The 23055-nt window shown below is 61.0% G+C and carries 26 protein-coding genes; all 26 read right to left on the bottom strand.

Annotated elements, in window-relative coordinates; translation table 11 throughout:
- Positions 1-16 precede the first annotated feature (16 nt).
- Positions 17-241, bottom strand: a complete 225-nt coding sequence (locus E4O98_RS08640) for a hypothetical protein (RefSeq protein WP_032880067.1) — start codon at positions 239-241, stop codon at positions 17-19.
- Positions 242-660: 419 nt separating this feature from the next.
- Positions 661-1797 carry a flagellar biosynthesis protein FlhB gene (gene flhB / locus E4O98_RS08630; protein ID WP_005790061.1) on the bottom strand — a complete coding sequence of 379 codons (1137 nt, stop codon included), beginning with the start codon at positions 1795-1797 and terminating at the stop codon, positions 661-663.
- A gap of 3 nt (positions 1798-1800) precedes the next feature.
- Positions 1801-2586: a flagellar biosynthetic protein FliR gene (gene fliR, locus E4O98_RS08625; RefSeq protein WP_005790062.1), complete on the bottom strand. Its 786-nt coding sequence runs from the start codon at positions 2584-2586 to the stop codon at positions 1801-1803.
- 4 nt (positions 2587-2590) lie between these two features.
- Complete coding sequence (fliQ, locus tag E4O98_RS08620; protein ID WP_003192936.1) at positions 2591-2860, bottom strand: flagellar biosynthesis protein FliQ; 270 nt, start codon at positions 2858-2860, stop codon at positions 2591-2593.
- A gap of 4 nt (positions 2861-2864) precedes the next feature.
- Positions 2865-3608 carry a flagellar type III secretion system pore protein FliP gene (gene fliP, locus E4O98_RS08615; RefSeq protein WP_103733688.1) on the bottom strand — a complete coding sequence of 248 codons (744 nt, stop codon included), beginning with the start codon at positions 3606-3608 and terminating at the stop codon, positions 2865-2867.
- Positions 3608-4042 carry a flagellar biosynthetic protein FliO gene (fliO, locus tag E4O98_RS08610; RefSeq protein WP_148852731.1) on the bottom strand — a complete coding sequence of 145 codons (435 nt, stop codon included), beginning with the start codon at positions 4040-4042 and terminating at the stop codon, positions 3608-3610. Before fliO ends, fliP begins: the two co-directional genes overlap by 1 nt.
- A gap of 1 nt (position 4043) precedes the next feature.
- Entirely contained in the window at positions 4044-4511 is a 468-nt protein-coding gene (fliN, locus tag E4O98_RS08605) for a flagellar motor switch protein FliN (RefSeq protein WP_005790067.1), read from the bottom strand.
- Between the two features lie 43 nt (positions 4512-4554).
- Complete coding sequence (gene fliM, locus E4O98_RS08600) at positions 4555-5523, bottom strand: flagellar motor switch protein FliM (RefSeq protein ID WP_005790068.1); 969 nt, start codon at positions 5521-5523, stop codon at positions 4555-4557.
- Between the two features lie 9 nt (positions 5524-5532).
- A complete protein-coding gene (fliL, locus tag E4O98_RS08595; protein ID WP_005790069.1) occupies positions 5533-6036 on the bottom strand; it encodes a flagellar basal body-associated protein FliL in 504 nt (167 codons plus the stop codon).
- A 210-nt stretch (positions 6037-6246) separates the two neighbouring features.
- Positions 6247-7545, bottom strand: a complete 1299-nt coding sequence (locus tag E4O98_RS08590) for a flagellar hook-length control protein FliK (protein ID WP_248134700.1) — start codon at positions 7543-7545, stop codon at positions 6247-6249.
- Positions 7546-7614: 69 nt separating this feature from the next.
- Positions 7615-7971 (bottom strand): Hpt domain-containing protein, encoded by a 357-nt coding sequence (locus E4O98_RS08585; protein ID WP_103733685.1) that lies wholly within the window; start codon positions 7969-7971, stop codon positions 7615-7617.
- 30 nt (positions 7972-8001) lie between these two features.
- Positions 8002-9720 (bottom strand): fused response regulator/phosphatase, encoded by a 1719-nt coding sequence (locus tag E4O98_RS08580; RefSeq protein WP_078821971.1) that lies wholly within the window; start codon positions 9718-9720, stop codon positions 8002-8004.
- On the bottom strand, positions 9717-10022 hold the full coding sequence (locus tag E4O98_RS08575) for an STAS domain-containing protein (protein WP_032880063.1): 306 nt from the start codon (positions 10020-10022) through the stop codon (positions 9717-9719). The genes E4O98_RS08580 and E4O98_RS08575 overlap by 4 nt, the downstream gene beginning before the upstream one ends.
- A gap of 185 nt (positions 10023-10207) precedes the next feature.
- Complete coding sequence (gene fliJ / locus E4O98_RS08570) at positions 10208-10657, bottom strand: flagellar export protein FliJ (protein WP_005790077.1); 450 nt, start codon at positions 10655-10657, stop codon at positions 10208-10210.
- Positions 10658-10660: 3 nt separating this feature from the next.
- Entirely contained in the window at positions 10661-12019 is a 1359-nt protein-coding gene (fliI, locus tag E4O98_RS08565) for a flagellar protein export ATPase FliI (RefSeq protein WP_005790078.1), read from the bottom strand.
- Entirely contained in the window at positions 12009-12773 is a 765-nt protein-coding gene (gene fliH / locus E4O98_RS08560; protein WP_032880062.1) for a flagellar assembly protein FliH, read from the bottom strand. Before fliH ends, fliI begins: the two co-directional genes overlap by 11 nt.
- 10 nt (positions 12774-12783) lie before the next feature.
- Positions 12784-13800, bottom strand: coding sequence for a flagellar motor switch protein FliG (gene fliG, locus E4O98_RS08555; RefSeq protein ID WP_003192957.1), 1017 nt, complete (start codon positions 13798-13800; stop codon positions 12784-12786).
- Positions 13793-15568, bottom strand: a complete 1776-nt coding sequence (gene fliF, locus E4O98_RS08550) for a flagellar basal-body MS-ring/collar protein FliF (protein ID WP_032880061.1) — start codon at positions 15566-15568, stop codon at positions 13793-13795. Before fliF ends, fliG begins: the two co-directional genes overlap by 8 nt.
- 16 nt (positions 15569-15584) lie before the next feature.
- Positions 15585-15914, bottom strand: coding sequence for a flagellar hook-basal body complex protein FliE (gene fliE / locus E4O98_RS08545; RefSeq protein WP_005790083.1), 330 nt, complete (start codon positions 15912-15914; stop codon positions 15585-15587).
- 131 nt (positions 15915-16045) lie between these two features.
- Positions 16046-17422 (bottom strand): sigma-54 dependent transcriptional regulator, encoded by a 1377-nt coding sequence (locus E4O98_RS08540; protein ID WP_248134698.1) that lies wholly within the window; start codon positions 17420-17422, stop codon positions 16046-16048.
- A 7-nt stretch (positions 17423-17429) separates the two neighbouring features.
- Complete coding sequence (locus tag E4O98_RS08535) at positions 17430-18641, bottom strand: ATP-binding protein (protein ID WP_005790086.1); 1212 nt, start codon at positions 18639-18641, stop codon at positions 17430-17432.
- A 110-nt stretch (positions 18642-18751) separates the two neighbouring features.
- Positions 18752-20224: a sigma-54 dependent transcriptional regulator gene (locus E4O98_RS08530; RefSeq protein ID WP_032880059.1), complete on the bottom strand. Its 1473-nt coding sequence runs from the start codon at positions 20222-20224 to the stop codon at positions 18752-18754.
- 169 nt (positions 20225-20393) lie between these two features.
- A complete protein-coding gene (locus tag E4O98_RS08525) occupies positions 20394-20690 on the bottom strand; it encodes a hypothetical protein (protein ID WP_014719354.1) in 297 nt (98 codons plus the stop codon).
- A gap of 25 nt (positions 20691-20715) precedes the next feature.
- Complete coding sequence (gene fliS, locus E4O98_RS08520) at positions 20716-21105, bottom strand: flagellar export chaperone FliS (RefSeq protein WP_005790090.1); 390 nt, start codon at positions 21103-21105, stop codon at positions 20716-20718.
- Between the two features lie 128 nt (positions 21106-21233).
- Positions 21234-22601, bottom strand: coding sequence for a flagellar filament capping protein FliD (gene fliD, locus E4O98_RS08515; protein WP_032880058.1), 1368 nt, complete (start codon positions 22599-22601; stop codon positions 21234-21236).
- An 83-nt stretch (positions 22602-22684) separates the two neighbouring features.
- Complete coding sequence (locus E4O98_RS08510) at positions 22685-23032, bottom strand: flagellar protein FlaG (protein WP_078821974.1); 348 nt, start codon at positions 23030-23032, stop codon at positions 22685-22687.
- Positions 23033-23055: the final 23 nt, after the last annotated feature.

The following is a 23055-nucleotide window of genomic DNA, read 5'->3' as shown; positions in this document are numbered from 1 at the left end:
CCATTCTCCCTACACTTCACTTGAGACCCGGTTCACCTGGGTTGCACAGTTTGACGGGCAACGCATAAATACCCTCGGGTCGATGGACCATTTGGAACTCCATGCGCTTGCCAAACCACAGCGCAGTGCAACGCCAGTCTCTGCCATTGATAAACACATCCTCTCCCCCGCCATCGGGCTTGATCAACCAATCGCCTCTGAGCCAGACGTAATACCTGACCGTACCCGTAACCACCTTCACAACCGCTCTCCCTGCATCTCGTTTACTACATACGCGCAGTGCATGGAGGTTAATAAAACAGCGGGCAGCGCCCTTTGGCTACTGTCAAAGTTGACAGGTAGACGCGGGCTTCCAGTGAGTGTAGGCATGGCAATGTTGCGGATCATGCATCCCCTGACTTTTTGCGTTTGCGGGGTTTGCGCTGCTCGGCAGGCGCTTGCGGGGGTTCGGCGCATTTGACATTCGTCGATTGGACGGCAACCGCATTGCCATCGCGATCCCGAGCAATAAAACCAATGCCCTTGACCGCATCGAACCACCTGACCGTGCCCCTATCCATCACCGCCTCCCAAGCCGCGCATGGCTGCGCGCCTCATCGCTGTATCAAACAGTGAAGGCGGCGTAATGGCTACTGTCAAAGTTGACAGGTCAGAGAAGAATCAGGTGTCGCGACGCAAATCCGGCGGTATCGGCAAATCCTTGAGCGGATCAGGCCGCTTGCCCTTGCCGGCGCGGTATTGGCGGATTTGGTAAACGTAGGCCAGTACCTGTGCAACGGCCAGGTACAACCCGGCAGGGATTTCCTGGTCGAGGTCGGTGGAATAGAAAATCGAGCGCGCCAGCGCCGGCGATTCCAGCAGCAGAATGTCGTTGGCCACGGCGATTTCGCGGATTTTCAGGGCGGTGAAGTCGCTGCCCTTGGCCAACAGCATCGGTGCGCCACCCTTCTCCGGGTCGTACTTGAGGGCCACGGCGTAGTGGGTCGGGTTGGTGATGATCACGTCGGCGTCGGGTACCGAAGCCATCATCTTGCGCTGGGACATTTCGCGCTGCAGCTGGCGAATGCGTTGCTTGACCTCGGGCCGGCCTTCCTGATCCTTGTGTTCGTCACGCACTTCCTGCTTGGTCATCAGCAGTTTCTTGTGGCTTTCCCACAGCTGGATCGGCGCATCCACGGCCGCAATCAGGATCAGCCCGAGGGCCATCCACAGCGCGCTCCAGCCCACCACCTGCACGCTGTGGATGATCGCCGACTCCAGCGGCTCATGGGCGATACGCAACAAGTCGTCGATGTCGGACGACAACACCGCCAACGCCACGAACAGAATCAGGAAAAACTTGGCCAGGGCCTTGAGCAATTCAATCAGGGCCTTGGCGGAGAACATGCGCTTGAGCCCCGCGCCGGGGTTCATGCGGCTGAACTTGGGCGCCATGCTGCCCGCGGCAAACAACCAGCCGCCGAGAGCAACGGGGCCGATCAGCGCGGCGAGCAGCAAGGTGATCAAGATCGGTTGCACCGCCAACAGGGCGATTTTGCCTGAGTGCAGCAGGTACTGGCCCATGGCGTCGGGGTTGAGCAACACTTCGCGAGGCAAGCTGAAGTTGTGTTTCATCATCTCCAGCAAGTCCAGCGCCAGGCCCCCGCCGTAGATCAGCAAGGCACCGGCACCGGCGATCATGGTGGCAAAGGTGTTGAGCTCTTTGGAGCGTGCAATCTCGCCCTTTTCCCTGGAGTCCTTTTTACGTTTCTCCGTGGGGTCTTCTGTTTTGTCCTGACCACTCTCGCTTTCGGCCATGGCTCAGCGCGCCCGTGCCAGATCACGTAAGAACTGCAGGGCATCGGTGGCCAGCGGTTGATACTGATTGAGAATGTCGGCCAGGCCGACCCAGAAAATCCCCATGCCCAACACCAGGGTCAGCGGGAAACCAATCGAGAAGATGTTCAGTTGCGGCGCCGCACGGGTCATCACGCCAAACGCGATATTGACCACCAGCAGCGCCGTGATCGCCGGCAACACCAGCAACAGCGCCGCGCCGAGTACCCAACCGAGGCGCCCCACCAGTTCCCAGAAGTGGTTGACCACCAAGCCTGCGCCCACCGGCAAGGTGGTGAAACTCTCGGTCAGCACCTCGAACGCCACCAGGTGTCCGTTCATGGCCAGGAACAGCAAGGTCACCAGCATGGTCAGAAATTGCCCGATCACTGCCGCCGACACGCCGTTGGTGGGGTCGACCATGGAGGCGAAGCCCATGCCCATCTGGATCGAGATGATTTGCCCGGCCACCACAAAGGCTTGGAAAAACAAGGTCAGGGAAAACCCCAGCATGGCGCCGATCAGGATCTGTTCGGCGATCAACAGCAAGGCGCTGAGGTCCAGCGCATTGACCGGCGGCATCGGTGGCAGGCCCGGCACGATCACCACGGTGATCGCCACGGCAAAGTACAAACGCACGCGACGCGGAACCAGGGTGGTGCCGAACACCGGCATGGCCATCAACATCGCCGTGACGCGGAACAACGGCAGGATAAACGAGGCCACCCAGGTGCTGATCTGGGTGTCGGTCAACGCCAGCAAGGACTGCATCGGCTCAGCCAATCAACTGCGGAATACTGCCGTACAACTGCAGGATGTATTCCATGAAGGTTTGCACCAGCCACGGGCCGGCGACGATAAGGGTCACCAGCATCACCAACAGGCGCGGCAGAAAGCTCAGGGTTTGTTCGTTGATCTGGGTGGCCGCCTGGAACATCGCCACCAGCAGGCCGACCAACAGGCTCGGCACCACCAGCACGGCGACCATCAGGGTGGTCAGCCACAGCGCTTCGCGGAACAGGTCGACGGCGACTTCTGGGGTCATGGCCCTATATCCCTCCGAAACTGCCGGCCAGGGTGCCGATAATCAGCGCCCAGCCGTCCACCAGCACAAACAGCATGATCTTGAACGGTAACGAGATGATCAACGGCGACAGCATCATCATACCCATGGCCATCAGCACGCTCGCCACCACCAGGTCGATGATCAAAAACGGGATAAAGATCATGAAGCCGATCTGAAACGCGGTCTTCAATTCGGAGGTGACGAACGCCGGCACCAGAATGGTCAAGGGTGCCTGGTCCGGAGTGGCGATGTCGGTACGCTTGGACAGGCGCATGAACAGCTCAAGGTCGCTGGAGCGGGTTTGCGACAACATGAAGTCCTTGATCGGGCCCTGGGCTTTGTCGATGGCGTCCTGGGCGTTGAGTTTTTCCGCGAGGTAGGGTTGCAGGGCTTGCTGGTTCACCTTGTCGAACACCGGCGCCATGATGAACAGCGTCAGGAACAAGGCCATGCCGGTGAGGATCTGGTTTGACGGCGTCTGTTGCAGGCCCAGGGCCTGGCGCAGGATCGAGAACACGATGATGATCCGCGTGAAGCTGGTCATCAACATCACGAAGGCCGGGATAAAACTCAGCGCGGTCATGATCAGCAGGATCTGCAAACTGACCGAATATTCCTGCGCGCCGGCCGCGTTGGTACCCAGGGTGATCGCCGGGATCGACAACGGGTCGGCGCCCAGGGCCAGCGGCGCAGCCAGCAACAGCATGAGCGTCAGCAAAACGCGCATTACTTCTTATCCTTCTGATCCTTGCCCAGCAACTCCATCAGGCGCTGGGCGAATTCTGGCGTGGCGGTCTCGGTCTTGGCCGCGTCCACCGGGGTCTTGAGTACATGCAGCGGGGTGATGCGTCCGGGCGTGATGCCAAGCAGGATCTGCTCCTCGCCGACTTGCACCAGCACCAGCCGATCACGCGGGCCGAGGGCGCGCGAACCGACCAGCTCGATCACCTGGCCATTGCCCGGGCCGATGCGCTGTACGCGGCGCATCAGCCAGGCCAGCACAAAGATCAAGCCGATCACCAGCAACAGGCCCAGCACCAGCTGCGTCAATTGCCCGCCGACGCTGCCGACCACCGGTGCCGCAGCCGCTTGCGCGACCGGCTCCACCGCCCGGGCGCTCAATGGCAGCGCCAGCAACAGTCCCGCCATCGAGTACTTCATCTCAGCGCAACTTCTTGATGCGTTCGCTCGGGCTGATCACGTCCGTCAGGCGGATGCCGAACTTCTCATTGACCACCACCACTTCGCCGTGGGCGATCAGCGTGCCGTTGACCAGCACGTCCAGTGGCTCACCGGCCAGGCGGTCCAACTCGATCACCGAGCCTTGGTTGAGTTGCAGCAAGTTGCGGATATTGATTTCGGTGCTGCCCACTTCCATGGAAATCGACACGGGGATGTCAAGAATCACATCCAGGTTCGGACCGTCGAGGGTCACCGGCTCGTTGTTCTTCGGCACGCTGCCAAATTCTTCCATCGGCAGGCGCTTGCCGGCAGGCGCAGTGGCTGCGTCGGCGGCCAGCAGTGCGTCGATGTCGTCCTGGCCGACATCGCCGGTTTCTTCCAGGGCCGCGGCCCACTCGTCAGCCAGGGCCTGGTCTTCGGCGGAAGTGTTTTCGTGTTCGGTAGCCATTACATGTCCTCGGCGCAGCAAACAATCATGAATTAGGGTTGAATCAGCGTCGGTTGATCGGCTCAACCACTTGCAACGCCAGGTTGCCTTTGTGGGAACCGAGCTTGACCTTGAACGACGGCACGCCATTGGCGCGCATGATCAGTTCTTCCGGCAGGTCGACAGGGATCACATCCCCGGGCTGCATGTGCAAAATATCGCGCAGGCGCAACTGCCGACGGGCCACGGTGGCGCTCAGGGGCACGTCGACGTCCAGCAGGTCTTCGCGCAGGGCCTTGACCCAGCGCTCGTCCTGGTCGTCGAGGTCGGACTGGAAACCGGCGTCGAGCATTTCGCGCACCGGCTCGATCATCGAGTAAGGCATGGTCACGTGCAGGTCACCGCCACCGCCATCGAGCTCGATGTGGAAGGTCGACACCACAATCGCCTCGCTGGGGCCGACGATGTTGGCCATGGCCGGGTTCACTTCCGAATTGATGTACTCGAAATTGACTTCCATGATCGCCTGCCAGGCTTCCTTCAAGTCGATGAAGGCTTGCTCCAGCACCATGCGCACGACACGCAGTTCGGTGGGGGTGAATTCACGCCCTTCGATCTTGGCGTGACGGCCGTCGCCGCCGAAGAAGTTGTCCACCAGCTTGAACACCAGTTTGGCGTCGAGGATGAACAGCGCGGTGCCGCGCAGCGGCTTGATCTTGACCAGGTTGAGGCTGGTGGGCACGTACAGCGAGTGCACGTATTCACCGAACTTCATCACCTGCACGCCGCCCACCGCCACGTCCGCCGAACGGCGCAGCATGTTGAACATGCTGATACGGGTGTAGCGGGCGAAACGCTCGTTGATCATTTCCAGGGTCGGCATGCGTCCACGAACGATGCGATCCTGGCTGGTCAGGTCATAACTTTTGACGCTGCCGGGTTCGGCAGCCATTTCGGTCTGTACCAGACCATCGTCCACGCCGTGCAACAGCGCGTCGATTTCATCCTGGGACAGCAGGTCTTGCACGGCCATGTCGTGATCCTACTGCAATACGAAGTTAGTGAAGAGCGCCTGCTCGACCACGACTTTGCCGAGTTCTTTCTGGGCCACTTCCTGCACGCTGGCAGTGACCTTCTGGCGTAGCATTTCCTGGCCGACCGGGGTGGCCAGGCTGTCGAAGGCCTGCCCGGAGAACAGCATCACCAGGTTGTTGCGGATCACCGGCATATGCACCTTGAGGGCATCCAGGTCCGCCTGGTTGCGCGCCAGCAAGGTAATACTCACCTGCAGGTAGCGCTGACGACCGTTGACGTTGTAATTGGCAACAAATGCCGGGAGCATCTGCTCAAAGATTGCCGGTTGCTTGACGTTGGTGGCGGCGTCGGCGGCGGGTGCCGGCTTGCTTGCACTGCTGTGCATGATGTACCAGGTACCGCCAATCGAGGCACCGATGGCCAGGAGCAGGCCCAGCACAATCAACAGGATCAGCTTGAGCTTGCCTTTGCCTGCTGCGGGGGGAGTTGCTGCGTCGTCGCTCTTCGCCATGCCAATAATCCGTCACTATTCGGGAATTCATAGATCTACGGGAAGGCAAGAGCAAGTGTTATGCCAGAGTTGTCTGGCGCGAAGGCAACCCAAATCAAATGTGGGAGCTGGCTTGCCTGCGATGGCGGTGGGTCAGTTCACATATGTGTCACTGATACACCGCCATCGCAGGCAAGCCAGCTCCCACACTGACCGGGTTTGGACAGGAAGTCAGGCGTAGTAGTCGACCGCGCTGGAGCCGATCACGCTCTGGCTCACGGGCCCCGCCACTTCGGCCACGTCCACAGGGCCACCAGCGTCGCCGCTGTCAGCACGCCTGCCGCTGCCGCTCACCCCCCGCGCCTGGCCCTGCTGTTGCTGCTGGTCCTGCCCACGGGACTGGTCAGACACATTCACATCCACCTGCCCCATCCCCTGCTGGGCAAACATCTCACGCAAGCGGCCAGACTGGCTTTCCAGCGCTTCACGCACCACCGCATGGCCGCTCATGAAATTGACCTGGGCCTGCTGGTCCGCCGTCATGTTGACCTTGATATCCAGACGCCCAAGCTCGGCCGGCTGCAACTGGATCTCGGCAGACTTGAGGTTGGCGCTGGAGAGGTACATCACGCGGTTGACGACCTCTTCGGTCCAGCCGCTCTGGTGCATGGCCAGCGGTGCATTGGCAACCGGCGGCAAGGCGTTGGCGGTTTTGGGCGTGGCGGCCTGGGTCAGCGCGGCGAGGCGGTTGGCGAAATCGTCCACGCGGGTGTCGCTGCTGGCGTTCTTGAGGTCCTTGAGGCCGTCATCGATCAACGCGCCAAACGCCTTGTCGCCACCCTGGTCGGTGCTGTCCTTGGTGGCTTGCTGGTCGACCATCGTGGCCAGGCCAGCGGCAAAGCTCTGCGCGGCGGTCGGTTGATCCGTAGGGGCGGCTGCGCTTTTCTGCGGCGTCTGGCTGCTGGCCGACACATGACCGCCCTGCTCCATCGCCAGGCGTACGGCCGGCATCGCATCCAGGGGATCAGCCTGCGGGTCGAAGGCCTCCTCGACCACAGCGACCACCGGCTGGGCCTTGGCGTCCTCGTCAACCGCCGACACTTGTACAGGCACCGCCACCGGCGTCGCGGCGGCGATTACCGCAGGGTCGACAACAGGGTCTACCGCAGGTGACTGCGCCAAAACTGGATCGCTGGGTTTATCGCCCTCGGTGCCGGCGCTGTCATCGGGCTTGGCCGACGGCTTGGCAGGCAAGGGATTGCCGCTATCGGCAACCGCCGGCTTGCTGGCGGCAGGCTTGTCGCTGCCGGCAGCCGGGTTGGCGCCGGTATCGGAAGGCTTGTCACGCGTGACCTTATTGGGGGTGTCGTCGCCCTTCAGCGTCGGCTTGGCGCCCTGGTTGGCAAACACTTGAGCAAAGCCTGCGCCCTTGTCTCGCGGGGCCGCAACCGCTACCGGCGGGTTAGCGGCAGGCGCTGACGGCTTGGCCGCAGGGGCAGCCTGAAGGAGCGAATTGGGGGCGACTGGCATGGGTAAGGTTCTCCACTGCATGGGGTCGGGGATGCAGTCTGTGGAGATAGAGCAAGAGTCGGGCCAGGTTTAGCGCGATGATTCAGAAACTGAACGTTGGCGCTCCGACTCATACAGCGGCCGGACCAACGCGAACTCATGATCGATCTGGTCAACCAATTCGCCCAGATCCGATGATGGCTTGACGGACTCAGCCTCCAGGCGCTGACACAGCTGCGCCAGCCGCACCGCCCCAAGGTGGCCACTGCTGCCTTTGAAACTGTGCGCAATCCGTCCCAATGCCTTGGCATCGTCGCGCGCGTCGCGCAGCGCTTCGATGCGCTTTTGCGAGTCATCGAGGAAGGTGTCGAGCAGTTTGGGATACTCACCCTCCATGACGTCCTGCAAACCCGACAACACGTCGGGGTCCAGATGAATCTCAGCCACTTGCTCGCTCCTTGATCAAGAATCAGCGGATTATGCCAGAGCTTCCCAGCAAAACTCCACGCAGACACGGCGCCCGCCCTCGGACCAGCGTACAGCGCTGCTCAGTTGACGCACCAGGTTCAGCCCTCGGCCAGACAGACGGTCAATTTCCAAGGGCCGCGCCAGCTCCTGTTCGACATCAAAACCCGGCCCGCTGTCTTCGATGCACAGGGTCATCTTGCCGCCCTTGTCGGTCGGTACCACCTGCACATCCACGCGCACGTAGCCACTGCTCAGCTGCGCCAGACGCTCATTGCGCTGATGATAATACTGTGCAAAACCTTGCGCATCGCGCTTGAGCCGTGAGTCCAGGCCCAGCACACCATGTTCCAGGGCATTGGAATACAACTCCGCCATCACGCTGTACAGCGCGCCGCTCTGCTCGCGCAACCCATGGATCTCCAGCAGCAGTTGCAGCAGGTACGGCAGCGGGTTGTAGCGCTGCAGCGTCTGGGCGCGAAACTCAAAACCCACCGACCAATCCAGCGGGCACGACTGGCCGCTGTCGGCATACATCGGCTCGGCCACTCGCAGCGCCTGGCCGGAGAGCAAAGTGATCTCGACCATGCTGACGTCATCGCGCGCCAGCCCCCGAAACGTAGCCAGGGCGTGCTCGATATCCTCAAACAGGCGGTCAGGCTCGCGGTTGGCAGCGAACACCTGTTGCAACCGCTCGGCGCCGAACAGTTGATCATTGGCGTCAGCCGTATCCAGCACGCCATCGGAGAGCAGAAACACCCGGTCGCCCAAGGCCATGGGCCAGACCTCGGTGCTGTCATCAAAGCTTTCCGCCGACAGCACGCCCAGGGGCAGATGCCGCGACATCAGCGGCGTGCGCTTGCCAGTGGCGACTTCATGCACATAGCCTTCGGGCATACCGCCGTTCCACACCTCGACCGCACGCCGCTGGGCGCTCAGGCACAACAAGGTGGCGCAACAGAACATGTCCACCGGCAGGATGCGCTTGAGCTTGGCGTTCATCTCCCGCAAGGTCTGCGTAAGGCCGTAGCCCTTGGCAGTCATGCCGTAGAACACTTCGGCCAACGGCATGGCGCCAATGGCGGCCGGCAAGCCATGGCCGGTGAAATCGCCGAGCAGCACGTGCATGTCACCGGACGGCGTGTAGGCCGCCAGCAGCAAATCACCGTTGAACAAGGCATAGGGCGATTGCAGGTAGCGGATATTGGGTGCGGCATTGATACAGCCGGAGTGGGCAACCTTGTCGAACACCGCCTTGGCTGCCCGCTGCTCATGCATCAGGTGCTCGTGGTGCCTGGCGATCAGGTCGCGTTGTTGCAAGACCGTGGCCTGCAGGCGGCGCAGGCGATCCATGGCGTTGATCTTCGCCGCCAATATCAGGGGGTTGTAAGGTTTGGGCAAGAAGTCGTCGCCGCCGGCGTCCAGGCATTGGGCCAGCGCTTCGCTTTCGCGCAGGGAGGTGAGGAAGATGATCGGCACCAGCGCCTCCCCCGCCAACTGCTTGATCTGCCGGGCGGCTTCAAAGCCGTCCATCACCGGCATCAGCGCATCCATCAGCACCAGTTGCGGGCGCTCATGACGGAAGATCTCCACTGCCTCGGCACCGTTGCTGGCAGTCAGCACCTGATGGCCCTGGCGACGGATGATGGTCGACAGCAACAGCCGATCGGCGGCGCTGTCTTCGGCGATCAGGATAGTCAGCGCCTCAAGGACCGGGGCCAAGGCGCTCAACTGATATCGAACAGTTTGTCGAAGTTGGAGATGGCGAGGATCTTGCGCACGTCGGGGTTGCTATTAACCACGCGAATATCGGACGTATCGCCACCCGTGTGGTCACGCAGCAACAAGAGCATGCCCAGGGCCGAACTGTCCATGTAGGTGGTCCCCCTCAAGTCCACCACAACAGTCTCCGGCTTGGGGTAAACATGCTCGTAGACATTGCGAAAGTCTTGGTGGCTGCCGAAATCGAACCGGCCCTTGATTGCGATCGTCAACTTCTTCCCATCCAGGGATACATCGGACTCGATTGACATGTGACTGCTTCCTTGTCATTGGCACTGTGCAACAAGGTTTAGCAGGCGAACCGGATCTGAGCAACACATCGAATCAAATGTGGGAGGGGGCTTGCTCCCGATGGCGATGTGTCAGCAATGGATTTGCTGGCTGACACACCGCTATCGGGAGCAAGCCCCCTCCCACATTTATCCTGCGTCGTTAGTTAGAATTGTTCCTGGCGGGGCAGGCGTTGGGACAATTCATCAAGCAGCTTTTGCTCGCGCTTATCTTCAATCGCCCGCGCTTCGTCGATATAGCGCTGCACCAGCTTGCGCAAACCTTCCACGCGGGCAAACGCCTGCTGCCAGCTTTCCCGGGCTTTATCGAGGTTGTTCTGGTGCCAGGCCAGGCTCTGGCGCTGTTGGCCGACGGCTGTTTCAAGCTGATTGAGAAAGCCCTGATACCCCATCAACCACTGGCCCGACACGCCCTTGCTGCCGCGCTCGATCCACTGTTGTTGGTATTCCAGGCGAAAGCGCTCCAGGTCGCCCAGCTTGCTCTCTGCCAGGCGCACCTGGCCTTGAAAGTAACCCAGGCGTTGCACGGCGGTTTTCTCGGCCTTTTCGGCCATTTCCACCACCGGGGCCAGGCGCGCGGCGCGGCTGTTGGCCATGGCTTAACCGCCTGGCGCGGGGGCGAAGATGGACTGCAGATGCGCTTCGCTTTCGCCCATGCTGATCTTGTCATTGAGGCCCTGGCGCAGGTAGTTCACCAGCTGTGGTTGCAAGGCAATGGCCAGGTCGGTGTCGCGATCGCCGCCGGCCACATAGGCGCCGACGCTGATCAGGTCGCGGCTCTGCTGGTAACGCGACCACAGTTGCTTGAACTGCTGCGCACGGGCCATATGCTCAGGGGTGACCACCGCCGGCATCACCCGGCTGATGGACGCTTCGATGTCGATGGCCGGGTAGTGCCCTTCTTCTGCCAGGCGTCGCGACAGCACAATGTGGCCGTCGAGCACGCCCCGCGCCGAGTCGGCAATCGGATCTTGCTGGTCGTCGCCTTCGGACAACACGGTATAAAACGCAGTGATCGAACCACCGCCGGCCTCGGCATTACCGGCGCGCTCCACCAGCTTGGGCAGTTTGGCGAACACCGACGGCGGATAGCCTTTGGTGGCCGGTGGCTCACCAATGGCCAAGGCGATTTCCCGCTGGGCCTGGGCGAAACGCGTGAGCGAATCCATCAGCAGCAGCACATTCTTGCCCTTGTCACGGAAATACTCGGCGATGCGTGTGCAGTACATGGCTGCGCGCAGGCGCATCAGTGGCGCATCGTCCGCAGGCGACGCTACCACCACCGAGCGCTTGAGCCCTTCTTCACCGAGACTGTGCTCGATGAACTCCTTGACCTCACGGCCCCGCTCACCGATCAGCCCGACCACGATGATGTCGGCCTCGGTAAAGCGCGTCATCATGCCCAGCAACACCGACTTACCCACGCCGGTACCGGCGAACAGGCCCAGGCGCTGGCCGCGGCCGACCGTCAATAAACCGTTGATGCTGCGAATGCCCACATCCAGCGGCACGCTGATGGGGTTGCGGTTGAGCGGGTTGATGGTGGGGCCGTCCATCGGCACCCAGTCTTCGGCCTTCATGCCGCCCTTGCCATCCAGCGCACGCCCGGCGCCGTCGAGTACGCGGCCGAGCATACTCATGCCCATGGGCAGGCGGCCCGTGTCGGCCAGCGGCACCACGCGAGCACCCGGGGCAATACCGGCCAGGCTGCCCACCGGCATCAGGAAAATCTTGTTGCCGGAAAAACCCATCACCTCGGCTTCGACCTGCACCGGGTGGTAGCTGTCGTCATTGATCACCAGGCAGCGGCTGCCCATGGCGGCGCGCAAGCCCTCGGCTTCAAGGGTCAGGCCAACCATGCGCAACAAGCGCCCTTCAAGGATCGGCTGGCCGGGCAATTCGGTTGCCTCGGCGTAGCTGCTCAGGCGCTTGGCAAAGCTGGTGCGATCAAGGCGCATCGGGAGCGTCCAGGTCAACGCTCACGTCAGGCGCTGCCGGATGCAGGGCTTGCTCATGCAGTTGATCCAACAATTTGGCCATGATCTGGCTGATGCGGGTTTCCACCGTGGCATCGATGCGGCTGTGTTCGGTTTCGACACGGCACCCACCGGGTTGCAACGAAGCGTCCTCGACGATGCGCCAGGTTTCTTCATGGCGCTCGCGCAAGGCTTTGACCTGCTCGAAATCCTGGGGGTTGATGTACAGCCGCACATTGCCGACGCCCAGGGGCAGCAACTTGAGAGCTTCACGCATCACGCTTTCGATCTGGCTGGAATCCAGCACCAGCTCACGCTGGATCACCTGGCGGGCAATGTGCTGCACCAGGTCGACCATGGATTTTTCCAGTTGGGTGTCCTGCTCGGCAATCGGGTCGAACAGGTTGCCCATCAGGCGTTCCAGGCTGGCCAGCTGGGTGCCCAGCGCTGCCTCGGCTTCCTGGCGGACCTTGAGGGTGGTGCTGCGAAAACCGTCTTTCTCACCCGCCGCAAAGCCTTCGTTGTAGGCTTCCTGGCGGATGGCTTCAAGCTCTTCGAGGGTCAGTGGCTGGACTTCATCCAGCGGCACTTCTTCCATTTCCACCGGAAGCTCTTCGACCGGCTCAGGCTCGGGCTCCGGCACATGGGGGTCGAAGCTGGGCAACGACCAGATGTCGAACCCGCCGACATCCCGCGCGCGAATCAGATCGCTGGGCGTCTCATCTTTGTTCGACATGCAAGGCGCCTTAGATCATTTCTTCGCCGCCCTTCCCGCCGAGAACGATTTCTCCGGCTTCGGCCATACGGCGGGCAATGGTGAGGATTTCCTTCTGCGCGGTTTCCACATCGCTGACGCGCACCGGGCCCTTGGCTTCCAGGTCGTCGCGCAACAGTTCGGACGCACGCTTGGACATGTTCTTGAAGATTTTCTCTTTGACGTTTTCGTCCGAGCCCTTGAGGGCCAGCACCAACACGTCGGAGGAGACTTCACGCAACAGCGCCTGGATGCCACGGTCGTCGACATCGGCAAGGTTGTTGAAGACGAACATCAGGTCTTCGATCTGACCGGACAGGGTGTCGTCGATCTCGCGGATCGAGTCCATCAACTGGCCTTCGACCGAGCTGTCGAGGAAGTTCATGATGTCGGCCGCGCGCTTGATGCCACCCAGGGTGGTGCGCGAGGCATTCGAGTTGCCGGAGAACTGCTTCTCCAGAATCGTGTTGAGTTCCTTGAGGGCCGCCGGTTGTACGGTGTTGAGCGACGACACGCGCAGGATGATGTCCAGGCGCACTTTGTGGTCGAAGTGGCCAAGCACTTCACCGGCCTGGTCCGGGTCCAGGTAAGCCACAACGATCGCCTGGATCTGCGGGTGTTCGTAACGGATCACGTCGGCGACCGCACGTGGTTCCATCCACTTGAGGCTGTCCAGGCCACTGGTGTTGCCGCCCAGCAGGATGCGGTCGATCAGGCCGTTGGCCTTGTCTTCGCCCAGCGCCGAGGTGAGCATCTTGCGAATGTAGCTGTCGGAGCCGACGCCCAGGCTGGTTTGGTCGCCGACGATCTCGACAAACTCGCTCATCACCTGCTCGACTTGCTCGCGGTGCACGTTGCGCATCTGCGCCATCGCCACGCCGACACGCTGGACCTCTTTGGGGCCCATGTGGCGCAGCACTTGGGCAGCGTCGGTTTCACCCAGGGACAGCAGCAACACGGCGGCTTTGTCGACCCGGGAGAGCTTGGCCACAGCGGCTCGATCATTCATCAGCGTTAATCCACTCTTTCACGACCTGGGCCACACGGCCCGGGTCTTCTGCCACCAGACTCTTGATTGCGTTCAACTGAGCGTCATAGCCTTCGCTCGGGCTTGGCAACAGGATGCTTTGCGGGCCGCCAAGGCTGACGCGGTCGTTGGCCAGTTCGCCATCCAGGCCGCCCATGCCACCCAACTCGACGTCGCCACCTGCGAGCGCAAGCTGTTTCTTGCCGCCGCCGGTGATGTTGTTGAGCACCGGGCGCAGCACGCCGAACACCAGCACCAGGATGAACAACACCCCCAGCACTTGCTTGACGATGTCCCAGAACCACGGCTGGGTGTAGAACGCAGGGTCGCTGATCACTTCAGCGCGCTCGGCGGAGAACGGCATGTTGATCACACTGACGCTGTCGCCACGGCTGGCGTCGAAACCGACGGCGTCCTGTACCAGGCGGGTGAAGCGCGCCAATTCGTCGGCGGTCCAGGGCGCACGGGTCACGGCGCCATCGGCTGGGTTGACCTTGACCTGGTCATCGACCACCACCGACACCGACAGGCGATTGATCTTGCCCTGTTGCTGCTTGGTGTGGCTGATAGAGCGATCGAGTTCGAAGTTCTTGGTGGACTGGTTACGCTTGTCCGCCGGGTATGGCGCAAGCATCGGCTGGCCGGTGGCCGGGTCCATGATCTGCTGGCCGTTGGCATCCAGCAGCGGCTGGCCAGGCTGGATCGCGCCAGCAGTGGCAGCGGCGCCGCCAGTGGTCTGCGGTGCCGAGGCGGCCGACGGTGGCTGGTTGCTCAAGGCCCCCGGCACACCTTGCGGGCCATTGGCGGCGGTGCGCTGCTCGCTGGTGGACTGCTCGCTGCGCAGGGCCGGCTGGTCAGGGTTGAACTGTTCGGAGGTCGATTCGACAGCGCTGAAGTCTACGTCGGCGGACACTTCAGCCTTGTAGCGGTCGTTGCCCAGCACCGGTTGCAGGATGTTGTGCACGCGCTGGGTGAGCATGCTTTCCATGCGGCGGCTGTAGTCGAATTGCTTGCCGGCCTGGGTCAGCGCGGAGTTTTCGGCCATGTCGGAGAGCAGGTTGCCCTTCTGATCGACCACGGTGATTTGCGACTTGCTCAATTCGGGAACGCTGGTGGCCACCAGGTTGACGATCGCCAGCACCTGGCCAGGCTCCAGGGAGCGGCCGGCAAACAGTTCGACCAGTACCGAAGCGCTGGGTTTGCGTTCGTCACGCACGAACACCGAGCTTTTCGGAATCGCCAGGTGCACACGGGCACCCTTGACGTTATTCAGGCTGGAGATGGTGCGCGCCAGTTCGCCTTCCAGGCCACGGCGATAACGGGTGGCTTCCATGAACTGGCTGGTGCCCAGGCCCTGGTCCTTGTCGAGAATCTCGAAACCGATATTGCTGTCGGACGGCGCCACGCCAGCGGCGGCCAGTTTCATCCGTGCACGGGCCACGTCATCAGACTTGACCAGCAAGGCGCCGGAGTTGGGCTCCACGGTGTAAGCGATGTCGGCAGCGGCGAGGGTTTCCATGATCTGCTTGGAATCCATGCCCGACAGGCTGCCGTACAGTGGGCGGTAATCGGGTTGTTGCGACCACAACACCACGGCAAAACCAATCGCCACGCTGGCCGCCAGGCCGACCATCAGGCCCACCTGACGCAGCATGGTCATTTGCGAGAGGTTTTCCAGGAACGACAGGCCAAACAACGGCGGCTTGCCGTCTGCCTTGGCGGGGAGGTTGTCGGAGAGTGCTTCTGCCATGACTTAAATCTCGTCCTTAAACCGGCATCTGCATGATGTCTTGATAAGCCTGAACCAGCTTGTTACGCACTTGAGTCAAGGCCTGGAAGGACACACTGGCCTTTTGCGAGGCGACCATCACATCGGTGAGGTCCACGCCGCTTTTACCGATCTCGAACGCCGTTGCCAACTGGCTGGAGGCCTGTTGGGTATCACTGACTTTATTGATTGCCTGACCGAGCATGTCGGCAAAACTGCTTTGGCCCAATTCCGGCGCTGGCGCGACGGATTTCGGTTGAGCCATGGCATCCATTTGCATGGCGCGCATATCCAACATCAACCGATTGAACTCAATACCCTGGCTCATGACCTTCTCTCTCCGACGACCCGCAATTTTTTGACACTACGCAGCGGTTACTAGGGGTGGTAGCAACAAGGGTGCCAGCTCTGGAGCAACTCGTAAGAAAAGGCGACAAAGCTTGTAGAACTTGTTACCGGTCATGTGGCGAAAAGATAAGCTTCCACATCCATACCAGCATCGCGCATCTGCGCCAGCTTGTAGCGCAAGGTGCGCGGGCTGATGCCGAGGCGCTCGGCCGCTTCTTTGCGGCGGCCACGCTCAGCGCGCAGGGTGTCGATGATCATCTGGAATTCGCGACGACGCAGGTCATCGCCCAGGGCGCCAGCTGATTCAACCTCGGCGACCACTGAAGCCGGGGCCAGGCTCGGCAACGGCGCAGCGCCATTGCCCATGGCCAGGCAGAAATCCTGCGGCTGGATCAACCCGCCCTGCTGCAAAATCAGCGCACGCTGGATGGCATTGTCCAGCTCGCGCACGTTGCCCGGCCACGGATAGCTGACCAGGCACGCCTGAGCCTGCGGCGATAACCGCGCCTGGGCATGCTTCATTTTTTTGACGTGGTTGTTCAGCAGGCGCTCGGCCAACGGAATGATATCCGCCGGGCGCTCGCGCAAAGGGCGCCAGGCCAGCGGGAACACCGACAGCCGGTAGAACAGGTCTTCCCGGAAGCGCCCCGCTGCCACTTCGCCGGCCAGGTCGCGGTTGGTGGTGGCAACCACGCGGATATCCAGCTGGATCGGCTTGCGTGCCCCCACGCGCTCCACTTCACGCTCCTGCAACACACGCAGCAACTTGGCTTGCAGGCCCAGGGGCATTTCCGAGATTTCGTCGAGCAGGATGGTGCCGCCGTCGGCCTGTTCGAACTTGCCGGCCTGGGCCGCGATGGCGCCGGTGAACGAGCCCTTTTCATGGCCGAACAACGTCGCTTCGAGCATGTTGTCGGGGATCGCCGCACAGTTGATCGCAATGAACGGTTGCTGGGCACGGCTGGACTGCTGGTGGATGTAGCGTGCCAACACTTCTTTACCGGTGCCGGATTCGCCGGAAATCAGCACAGTGGAATCACTGCGCGCCACCCGCGCTGCCAGTTCCAGCAATTGCGCGCTGGCCGGTTCAAAGGCTATCGGGCCGTCACCCTCGCCCGCCGACATCACACCCAGGGCATGTCGGGCGACCAGCTCGATCAACGCCTTGGGCTCGAACGGTTTGACCAGGTAATCCGCCGCACCCTGGCGCATGGCGTCCACCGCCCGCTCCACGGCGCCATGGGCAGTCATCAGCAGCACCGGCAGCTGCGGCTGGCGCGCACGCAGCAGGCCGAGCAACTGGTGGCCGTCCATGCCGGGCATGTTCACATCGCTGACCACCAGGCTGAAGGCTTCCTGCTCGACCGCCGCCAAGGCCTCCTCGGCAGAGCCGACCGCACGGTAGTCATGGCCCGCCAACAGCAGCGTGTCAGCCAATGCTTCACGCAGGGCGCGATCGTCTTCCACCAATAAAACCTTGATAGCCATAATCCTTTTACTCCGCGCTCGCCGCGCTGGAAAACAGCGGCAAGGTCATCAATGCACAGGTGCCGCGCCCCAACCGGGAGCGCAACTGCAATTCTCCCTGATGGGCGCGTGCCACTGCCTTGACCACGGTCAGGCCCAGGCCAGTGCCGTTGGTCTTGGTGGTAAAAAACGGCTCGCCCAGGCGTTGCAGCACCTGGGGGTCGATGCCGCTGCCGCTGTCGCTGATACACAGGCGCAGGGTTTGTTCGCGGGCGTAGAGGTGCACTTTGAGACGTGCATCCGGGCCGCTGGCCTGAGTGGCGTTTTCGATCAGGTTGAGCAAGGCGCCGACCAGGGTGTCGCGGTTGCACAGCAACTCGCCTTGGTGGCTGTCACATTGCCAACGCAGGTTGGCGCCCTGTACATGGGTCGCCGCCGCTGCTTGCAAGGCCTGCATCAACCCGGCAGGCGTGACACGGTCGGTCAGCGGCAATTCGCCGCGGGCAAACACCAGCATGTCGCGCACCTGGTGCTCCAATTCATGCAAGCGCTCCTTGAGGCGCCCGGCAAATCGTTGCTGAGTGGCTACAGGCAATTGCTCATCAGTCAAATGACTGGCGTAGATCAACGCCGCCGACAAGGGCGTGCGGATCTGATGCGCCAACGAGGCGACCATCCTGCCCAACGACGACAGCCGCTCATGACGGGCCAACTGGTCTTGCAGGTGACGGGTTTGCGTCAGGTCATTGAGCAGCACCAATTGGCCTGGCTCGGCATCCAGGGAGCGAGTGGCGATAGACAGGCGGCGTCCGTCCTTGAGGGAGACTTCGTGACCGTCATCTTCTCGCGGCGCAAAGCAGCGGGTGATGACATGGCGCCACAGCTCGCCTTCCAGCGGTAGGCCCAGCAGGTCGCAGGCCGCCGGGTTGGCTTCGCGCACACGGCCCTGGTCGTCGATGACGATTACGCCACCGGGCAACAGGTCCAGAAGATTTTGCAGACGGTTGGCCAGGCGTTCTTTTTCCGCCAGCTCTTGCATGCGCTGGGCGCTGACCACCGCCAGCTCGCCCTTGAGCTCGGAAACACGAGCCTCAAGCAGGCTGTAGGAGTCGGTCAGTTGGCTCGACATCTGGTTGAACTGCGAGAACGCTTGTTCCAGGCCCTGGCGGGTCGGCGGTTCTACAGGCGAAACCAGCCCCTGGATGGCAGGGGCCGAAGATAGTTGGGCGGCGTGGGGCATGATGCTCTCTCGCTTGGCTGACCGTCAGTTAAACGGAACGTTGCGAGGGCTGTAGCAATACCCGTGCCGAAAAAAATCTACTTATAAATCAGCTAGTTGAAAAACAGGCGTCAATCATCCGCCTGTTCATCACCTTCTTTGCGGCTCATACCGTACTTGCGCATCTTCTCCACCAGGGTGGTGCGGCGGATGCGCAGACGCTCGGCGGCGCGGGCAACGATGCCATGCGCATCGTCCAGGGCCTGCTGGATCAACCCTTGTTCCAGGTTGCCGAGGTAGTCCTTGAGGTCAAGGCCTTCGGGCGGCAGCATGGCGGTGGCACCGAAGTCCGGGGTATGACCGTTGATGGCCACGCGCTCTTCCATGTCACTGCGCAGGCTGTCCATCTGCTCGTCTTCATCATCGACGTAGCGGAATTTCTTCGGCAACTCGACCACGCCGATCACCCCGTACGGATGCATGATCGCCATGCGCTCCACCAGGTTGGCCAGCTCACGCACGTTACCCGGCCAGCCGTGGCGGCACAGGGACATGATCGCAGCGGAGTTGAAACGAATAGAGCCGCGTTTTTCGTGCTCCATGCGCGAGATCAGCTCGTTCATCAGCAACGGGATGTCTTCCACGCGCTCGCGCAGCGGGGCCATCTCGATGGGGAATACGTTGAGGCGGTAGTACAGGTCTTCGCGGAAGCTGCCGACCTCGATCATGCTTTCGAGGTTCTTGTGGGTGGCGGCAATGATGCGCACGTCCACGCTCTGGGTCTTGTTGCTGCCCACGCGCTCGAAGGTGCGCTCCTGCAACACACGCAGCAACTTGACCTGCATCGGCAGTGGCATGTCGCCAATTTCGTCAAGGAACAGCGTGCCGCCATTGGCCAGCTCGAAACGCCCGGCACGGCTGGTGATCGCCCCGGTAAAGGCGCCCTTCTCGTGGCCGAACAGCTCGCTTTCCAGCAGCTCTGCCGGGATCGCCCCGCAGTTGACCGGCACAAAAGGCCCGTCGCGACGCTTGGAGTGATAGTGCAGGTTGCGCGCGACCACTTCCTTGCCGGTGCCCGACTCGCCGAGGATCAGCACGCTGGCGTCGGTGTCGGCCACTTGCTGCATCATCTGGCGCACGTGCTGGATCGCCCGGCTGGTGCCGACGAGGCTGCGAAACAGGTTGGGTTCACGGTGACGGCCGCGTTCGCGGGCCTGGTCGTACATCTCGCGATAGACCTGGGCGCGGTGCAGCGAATCGAGCAATTTGCTGTAGCTGGGCGGCATTTCCAGGGTGGAAAGCACGCGGCGGCGCTGGTCTTCCGGCAGGTCCACAGAAGAAATATCGCCCATCAGCAACACCGGAAGGAACTCATCCCAGGTTGACAGTGTCTTTAACAGGCCCAGAACTGCGCCAGGAGCGTTTACCGTCCCGATCAATACACAGATGACTTCACGGCTCGACGCCAACGAGCTGACCGCCTGCTGCCAATCGTGGCTGCCGCAGGGTAAATTTTCTTCACCAAGAAAATTTAAAATCACCGCTAAATCGCGGCGGCGGACGCTATCGTCATCGATCAGCAGAATTTTGGTTTCACGCCACATGCAATAGCAACTTCCCTAGTAAAACTTCCTGCCCCGGAATGAGGGCAATCAAGACGCCTGTAAGATTTGTTACCTACTAGACGTCTGAAATCTGAAAACAGCACTAGTTAAGTCAAAAATGCTGGCACAGTCAAATATATGACGCGCCGTGCGGATTAACTGCGCCCGTTCAACCGAAGAGATGGTAAACCTTTGACGCATTTTTCGCTTGGTTGATCTGCGACATCTCTTCGAAAATCGCTTGGCGCTCGCCGGTCGTGACCTCCAGCAACTGCTGATACACCACCAACAGGCTTTCCAGTTTCTCGCGCAAGGCGCCCTCGTCCACCGGCGCTTCGCTGAGCACCTCATCAATCACCGCGCGGCAACCCAGGTCCAACTCGCCCACGGCTTCCCAATTGCGCTCAGCCAGCGCGCCGAGAAGGGCTTCGCGGGTTTCGTCGATGCGTTGCAGTGCATGGCTCATGATGTGTCCCTCAAGGCGATCGGCCTTATTGTGGAGCGATGGCATCCCAGCCGGTCTTGACGGTGATCAGCAGGCGGGCGACTTCGTCGATTATCTCGGCGTCATTCACCTGGTTGGCCTCGACCAAACGATTGCTCATATAGCCATACAAGGCGTCCAACTGGTGCACTGCTGCCGGATCTTCGGCCTTTTCTGGCTCCAGGCCGTCACGCAGGCCAGAGATAATTTCAATCGCCTTGCCCAGCATCAGCCCTTTCTGGGCAATATCCCCACGGTTCAATGCGCCCTTGGCCTGCGCCATGCGATCAAGGCCTCCTTCCATCAGCATCTGCACCAGGCGGTGCGGGCTGGCTTCGGAGACCTGGGCATGGGAACTGACCTTCTGGTATTGGCGAAGGGCTCTCATCGGGTTCATGTTGCTACCTCGTTACTGGCGACAATCGAATAGGTTTGCTTAACCAGTTTTTCGACCGTGGCGACGAAAACTTTAATTCCCAACCATGCGCCAAGGCCCTGAATCAGGGCCTGAAAGCGCGCCGCCCATCAGTTCGATTTCGGATTGTTCAGCGAGTTGAGGGTGGTCAGGATGCTGGAGCTGCTGGCGTTGATCTGCGCGATCATGGTGTCCATGGCCGTGTACTTGGCGGTCAGGGATTTTTGCAAGGCGTCCATACGTCGTGTCAGGTCGGCCGTCTCTTTGGTCAAGTCGGTCAACTTGTTGTTGAGATCCGTCGCCCGGGTTGCCAGGGTGCCGGTGGTGCCCACGTAGCTCTTCGTCGCCTTGTTCATGCGCGTGATCAAACCAGTGTCGCCGGTGAACAGCTTGGCAATATCGCCAGCGCCTTTGACTACCGCCTTGTCCCACGTCTTGTCATCCAGGCTCAGCAGGCCGGTTTTCTGATCGGTGGTGATACCCATCTGGGCCAGGCTGGTCATGGTGCCCGCGCCGGAGCCGTTGACCAGTTCGGAGCGTAGGCTGTTCACCAATTGACGCATTGATGCATCGCCGGTCAACGCACCGGCAGTGGTAGTCGACGCGTCACCGGTTGCAGTAACTTTGGTCTGGGTATTGATGGCGGTCATCAGCGTGTTGTACGCACTGACGAAGGACTGTACCGAGGTTTTCAACGTGTCAGTGTTACTGGCCACGGTAATGGTCGTCGGTTTTTTCACATCAATGGTGTCCAACAGCTCCAACGTGACGCCACTGATCGCCGACGTGATTTTGTTGCTGCTGGATGACATTGCAATGCCGTCGATGGAGTACTTGGCGTTGGTCGGCGGCGTGCCTTTGTCATACCCGCTGGCCAGTTGCGAATCACCGCTGAGGGTGATGTCGGTGCCTTCGCCCATATTGGTCGAGGTCAGTACCAGTCGCGCACCATTGGAGTCGCTCAATACGTTGGCACTGATACCCTGCGACGAGAGCTGGGTATTGATTGACTCTCGCACCTGTTGCAGGGTCGCGCCACCTGGAATCACCACATCGAAGCTTTTACCCGACTGGTTGATGGTCAGCGTTTGGTCTTCGTCTGTAGTGTTGGCCTTGCCCGAGGCACCCTCAGCATTCACCGCAGTGGTAACTTTTGAAGCGGTTGCCAGGTTATCGACTTGCAACACGTACTTGCCACTGGATGCTCCGTCACCCAACGTCACCTTGGCGTTTTTCTCTTCCGAAGAACTTGCCGCCAACCCATTGAACGCGGAGGGGTTATTCAACTTGGTGATCGCCGCCTGATAGGCCTCCAACGCCGTCTTGATCGAACCAACTGCCGACAACTGGACGGTGGCAGTTTTCTGCTCGTTGGTGATCTGCTGTTGTTTAGGCGCTTGTTCAGCCCCCACCAACGCCTTGACGATAGCTTGCGTGTCGTAGCCCGAACCAGGGCCGGAAATCGTTGAACTAGCCATTTTTCATTCTCCTTGTCCTGCGGCGGCCGTTTTTTTGGCGCTTAAACGCCTAGACCGCAATCAGAAACATGTTTCGTGCCAACTCAAGCCTTGCTATCAAACAACAGGCTGCCGGCATCGCTCAGGTTCTGCGCCAGTTTCAGCGCGGTCTCCGATGGAATCTGTCGAATCACTTCACCACTGTCGGTGGCGATCACCTTGACCACTACCTTGCCGGTAGAGTCATCGATGGAAAAATCCAGGTTGCGCTGTGAAGCCTGCACAAACTCACGCATATCGGTAACAGCCTTCTCCAGCGCCACGCGCTGAGGCTCTTCACTCTTGATCGGCTCATTGCTGGCCACAGGCTTGGCCTGGGTCACCACTGCGCCAAGGTTGGCCGAAGCCGTGGCTGCGGGGTAAGACGAGGTCAGCTTGATGCTCATGTCCATGTCACCACCTCCAAACTGAAAAA

Origin of the sequence: Pseudomonas sp. W2Jun17 (assembly GCF_023127795.1) — a bacterium.
Lineage (GTDB): Bacteria > Pseudomonadota > Gammaproteobacteria > Pseudomonadales > Pseudomonadaceae > Aquipseudomonas > Aquipseudomonas synxantha_A.
The sequence above is the reverse complement of the archived record's forward strand: the minus strand, read 5'-3'. Positions and strand labels throughout refer to the sequence as shown.

Coding starts and splice junctions, on each gene's coding strand:
- flhB (WP_005790061.1), bottom strand. CDS start 1,797: ATGGCCGAAAGCGAGAGTGGTCAGGACAAAACAGAAGACCCCACGGAG.
- fliR (WP_005790062.1), bottom strand. CDS start 2,586: ATGCAGTCCTTGCTGGCGTTGACCGACACCCAGATCAGCACCTGGGTG.
- fliQ (WP_003192936.1), bottom strand. CDS start 2,860: ATGACCCCAGAAGTCGCCGTCGACCTGTTCCGCGAAGCGCTGTGGCTG.
- fliP (WP_103733688.1), bottom strand. CDS start 3,608: ATGCGCGTTTTGCTGACGCTCATGCTGTTGCTGGCTGCGCCGCTGGCC.
- fliO (WP_148852731.1), bottom strand. CDS start 4,042: ATGAAGTACTCGATGGCGGGACTGTTGCTGGCGCTGCCATTGAGCGCC.
- fliN (WP_005790067.1), bottom strand. CDS start 4,511: ATGGCTACCGAACACGAAAACACTTCCGCCGAAGACCAGGCCCTGGCT.
- fliM (WP_005790068.1), bottom strand. CDS start 5,523: ATGGCCGTGCAAGACCTGCTGTCCCAGGATGAAATCGACGCGCTGTTG.
- fliL (WP_005790069.1), bottom strand. CDS start 6,036: ATGGCGAAGAGCGACGACGCAGCAACTCCCCCCGCAGCAGGCAAAGGC.
- E4O98_RS08590 (WP_248134700.1), bottom strand. CDS start 7,545: ATGCCAGTCGCCCCCAATTCGCTCCTTCAGGCTGCCCCTGCGGCCAAG.
- E4O98_RS08575 (WP_032880063.1), bottom strand. CDS start 10,022: ATGTCAATCGAGTCCGATGTATCCCTGGATGGGAAGAAGTTGACGATC.
- fliJ (WP_005790077.1), bottom strand. CDS start 10,657: ATGGCCAACAGCCGCGCCGCGCGCCTGGCCCCGGTGGTGGAAATGGCC.
- fliI (WP_005790078.1), bottom strand. CDS start 12,019: ATGCGCCTTGATCGCACCAGCTTTGCCAAGCGCCTGAGCAGCTACGCC.
- fliH (WP_032880062.1), bottom strand. CDS start 12,773: ATGTCGAACAAAGATGAGACGCCCAGCGATCTGATTCGCGCGCGGGAT.
- fliG (WP_003192957.1), bottom strand. CDS start 13,800: ATGAATGATCGAGCCGCTGTGGCCAAGCTCTCCCGGGTCGACAAAGCC.
- fliF (WP_032880061.1), bottom strand. CDS start 15,568: ATGGCAGAAGCACTCTCCGACAACCTCCCCGCCAAGGCAGACGGCAAG.
- fliE (WP_005790083.1), bottom strand. CDS start 15,914: ATGAGCCAGGGTATTGAGTTCAATCGGTTGATGTTGGATATGCGCGCC.
- E4O98_RS08540 (WP_248134698.1), bottom strand. CDS start 17,422: ATGGCTATCAAGGTTTTATTGGTGGAAGACGATCGCGCCCTGCGTGAA.
- E4O98_RS08535 (WP_005790086.1), bottom strand. CDS start 18,641: ATGCCCCACGCCGCCCAACTATCTTCGGCCCCTGCCATCCAGGGGCTG.
- E4O98_RS08530 (WP_032880059.1), bottom strand. CDS start 20,224: ATGTGGCGTGAAACCAAAATTCTGCTGATCGATGACGATAGCGTCCGC.
- E4O98_RS08525 (WP_014719354.1), bottom strand. CDS start 20,690: ATGAGCCATGCACTGCAACGCATCGACGAAACCCGCGAAGCCCTTCTC.
- fliS (WP_005790090.1), bottom strand. CDS start 21,105: ATGAACCCGATGAGAGCCCTTCGCCAATACCAGAAGGTCAGTTCCCAT.
- fliD (WP_032880058.1), bottom strand. CDS start 22,601: ATGGCTAGTTCAACGATTTCCGGCCCTGGTTCGGGCTACGACACGCAA.
- E4O98_RS08510 (WP_078821974.1), bottom strand. CDS start 23,032: ATGGACATGAGCATCAAGCTGACCTCGTCTTACCCCGCAGCCACGGCT.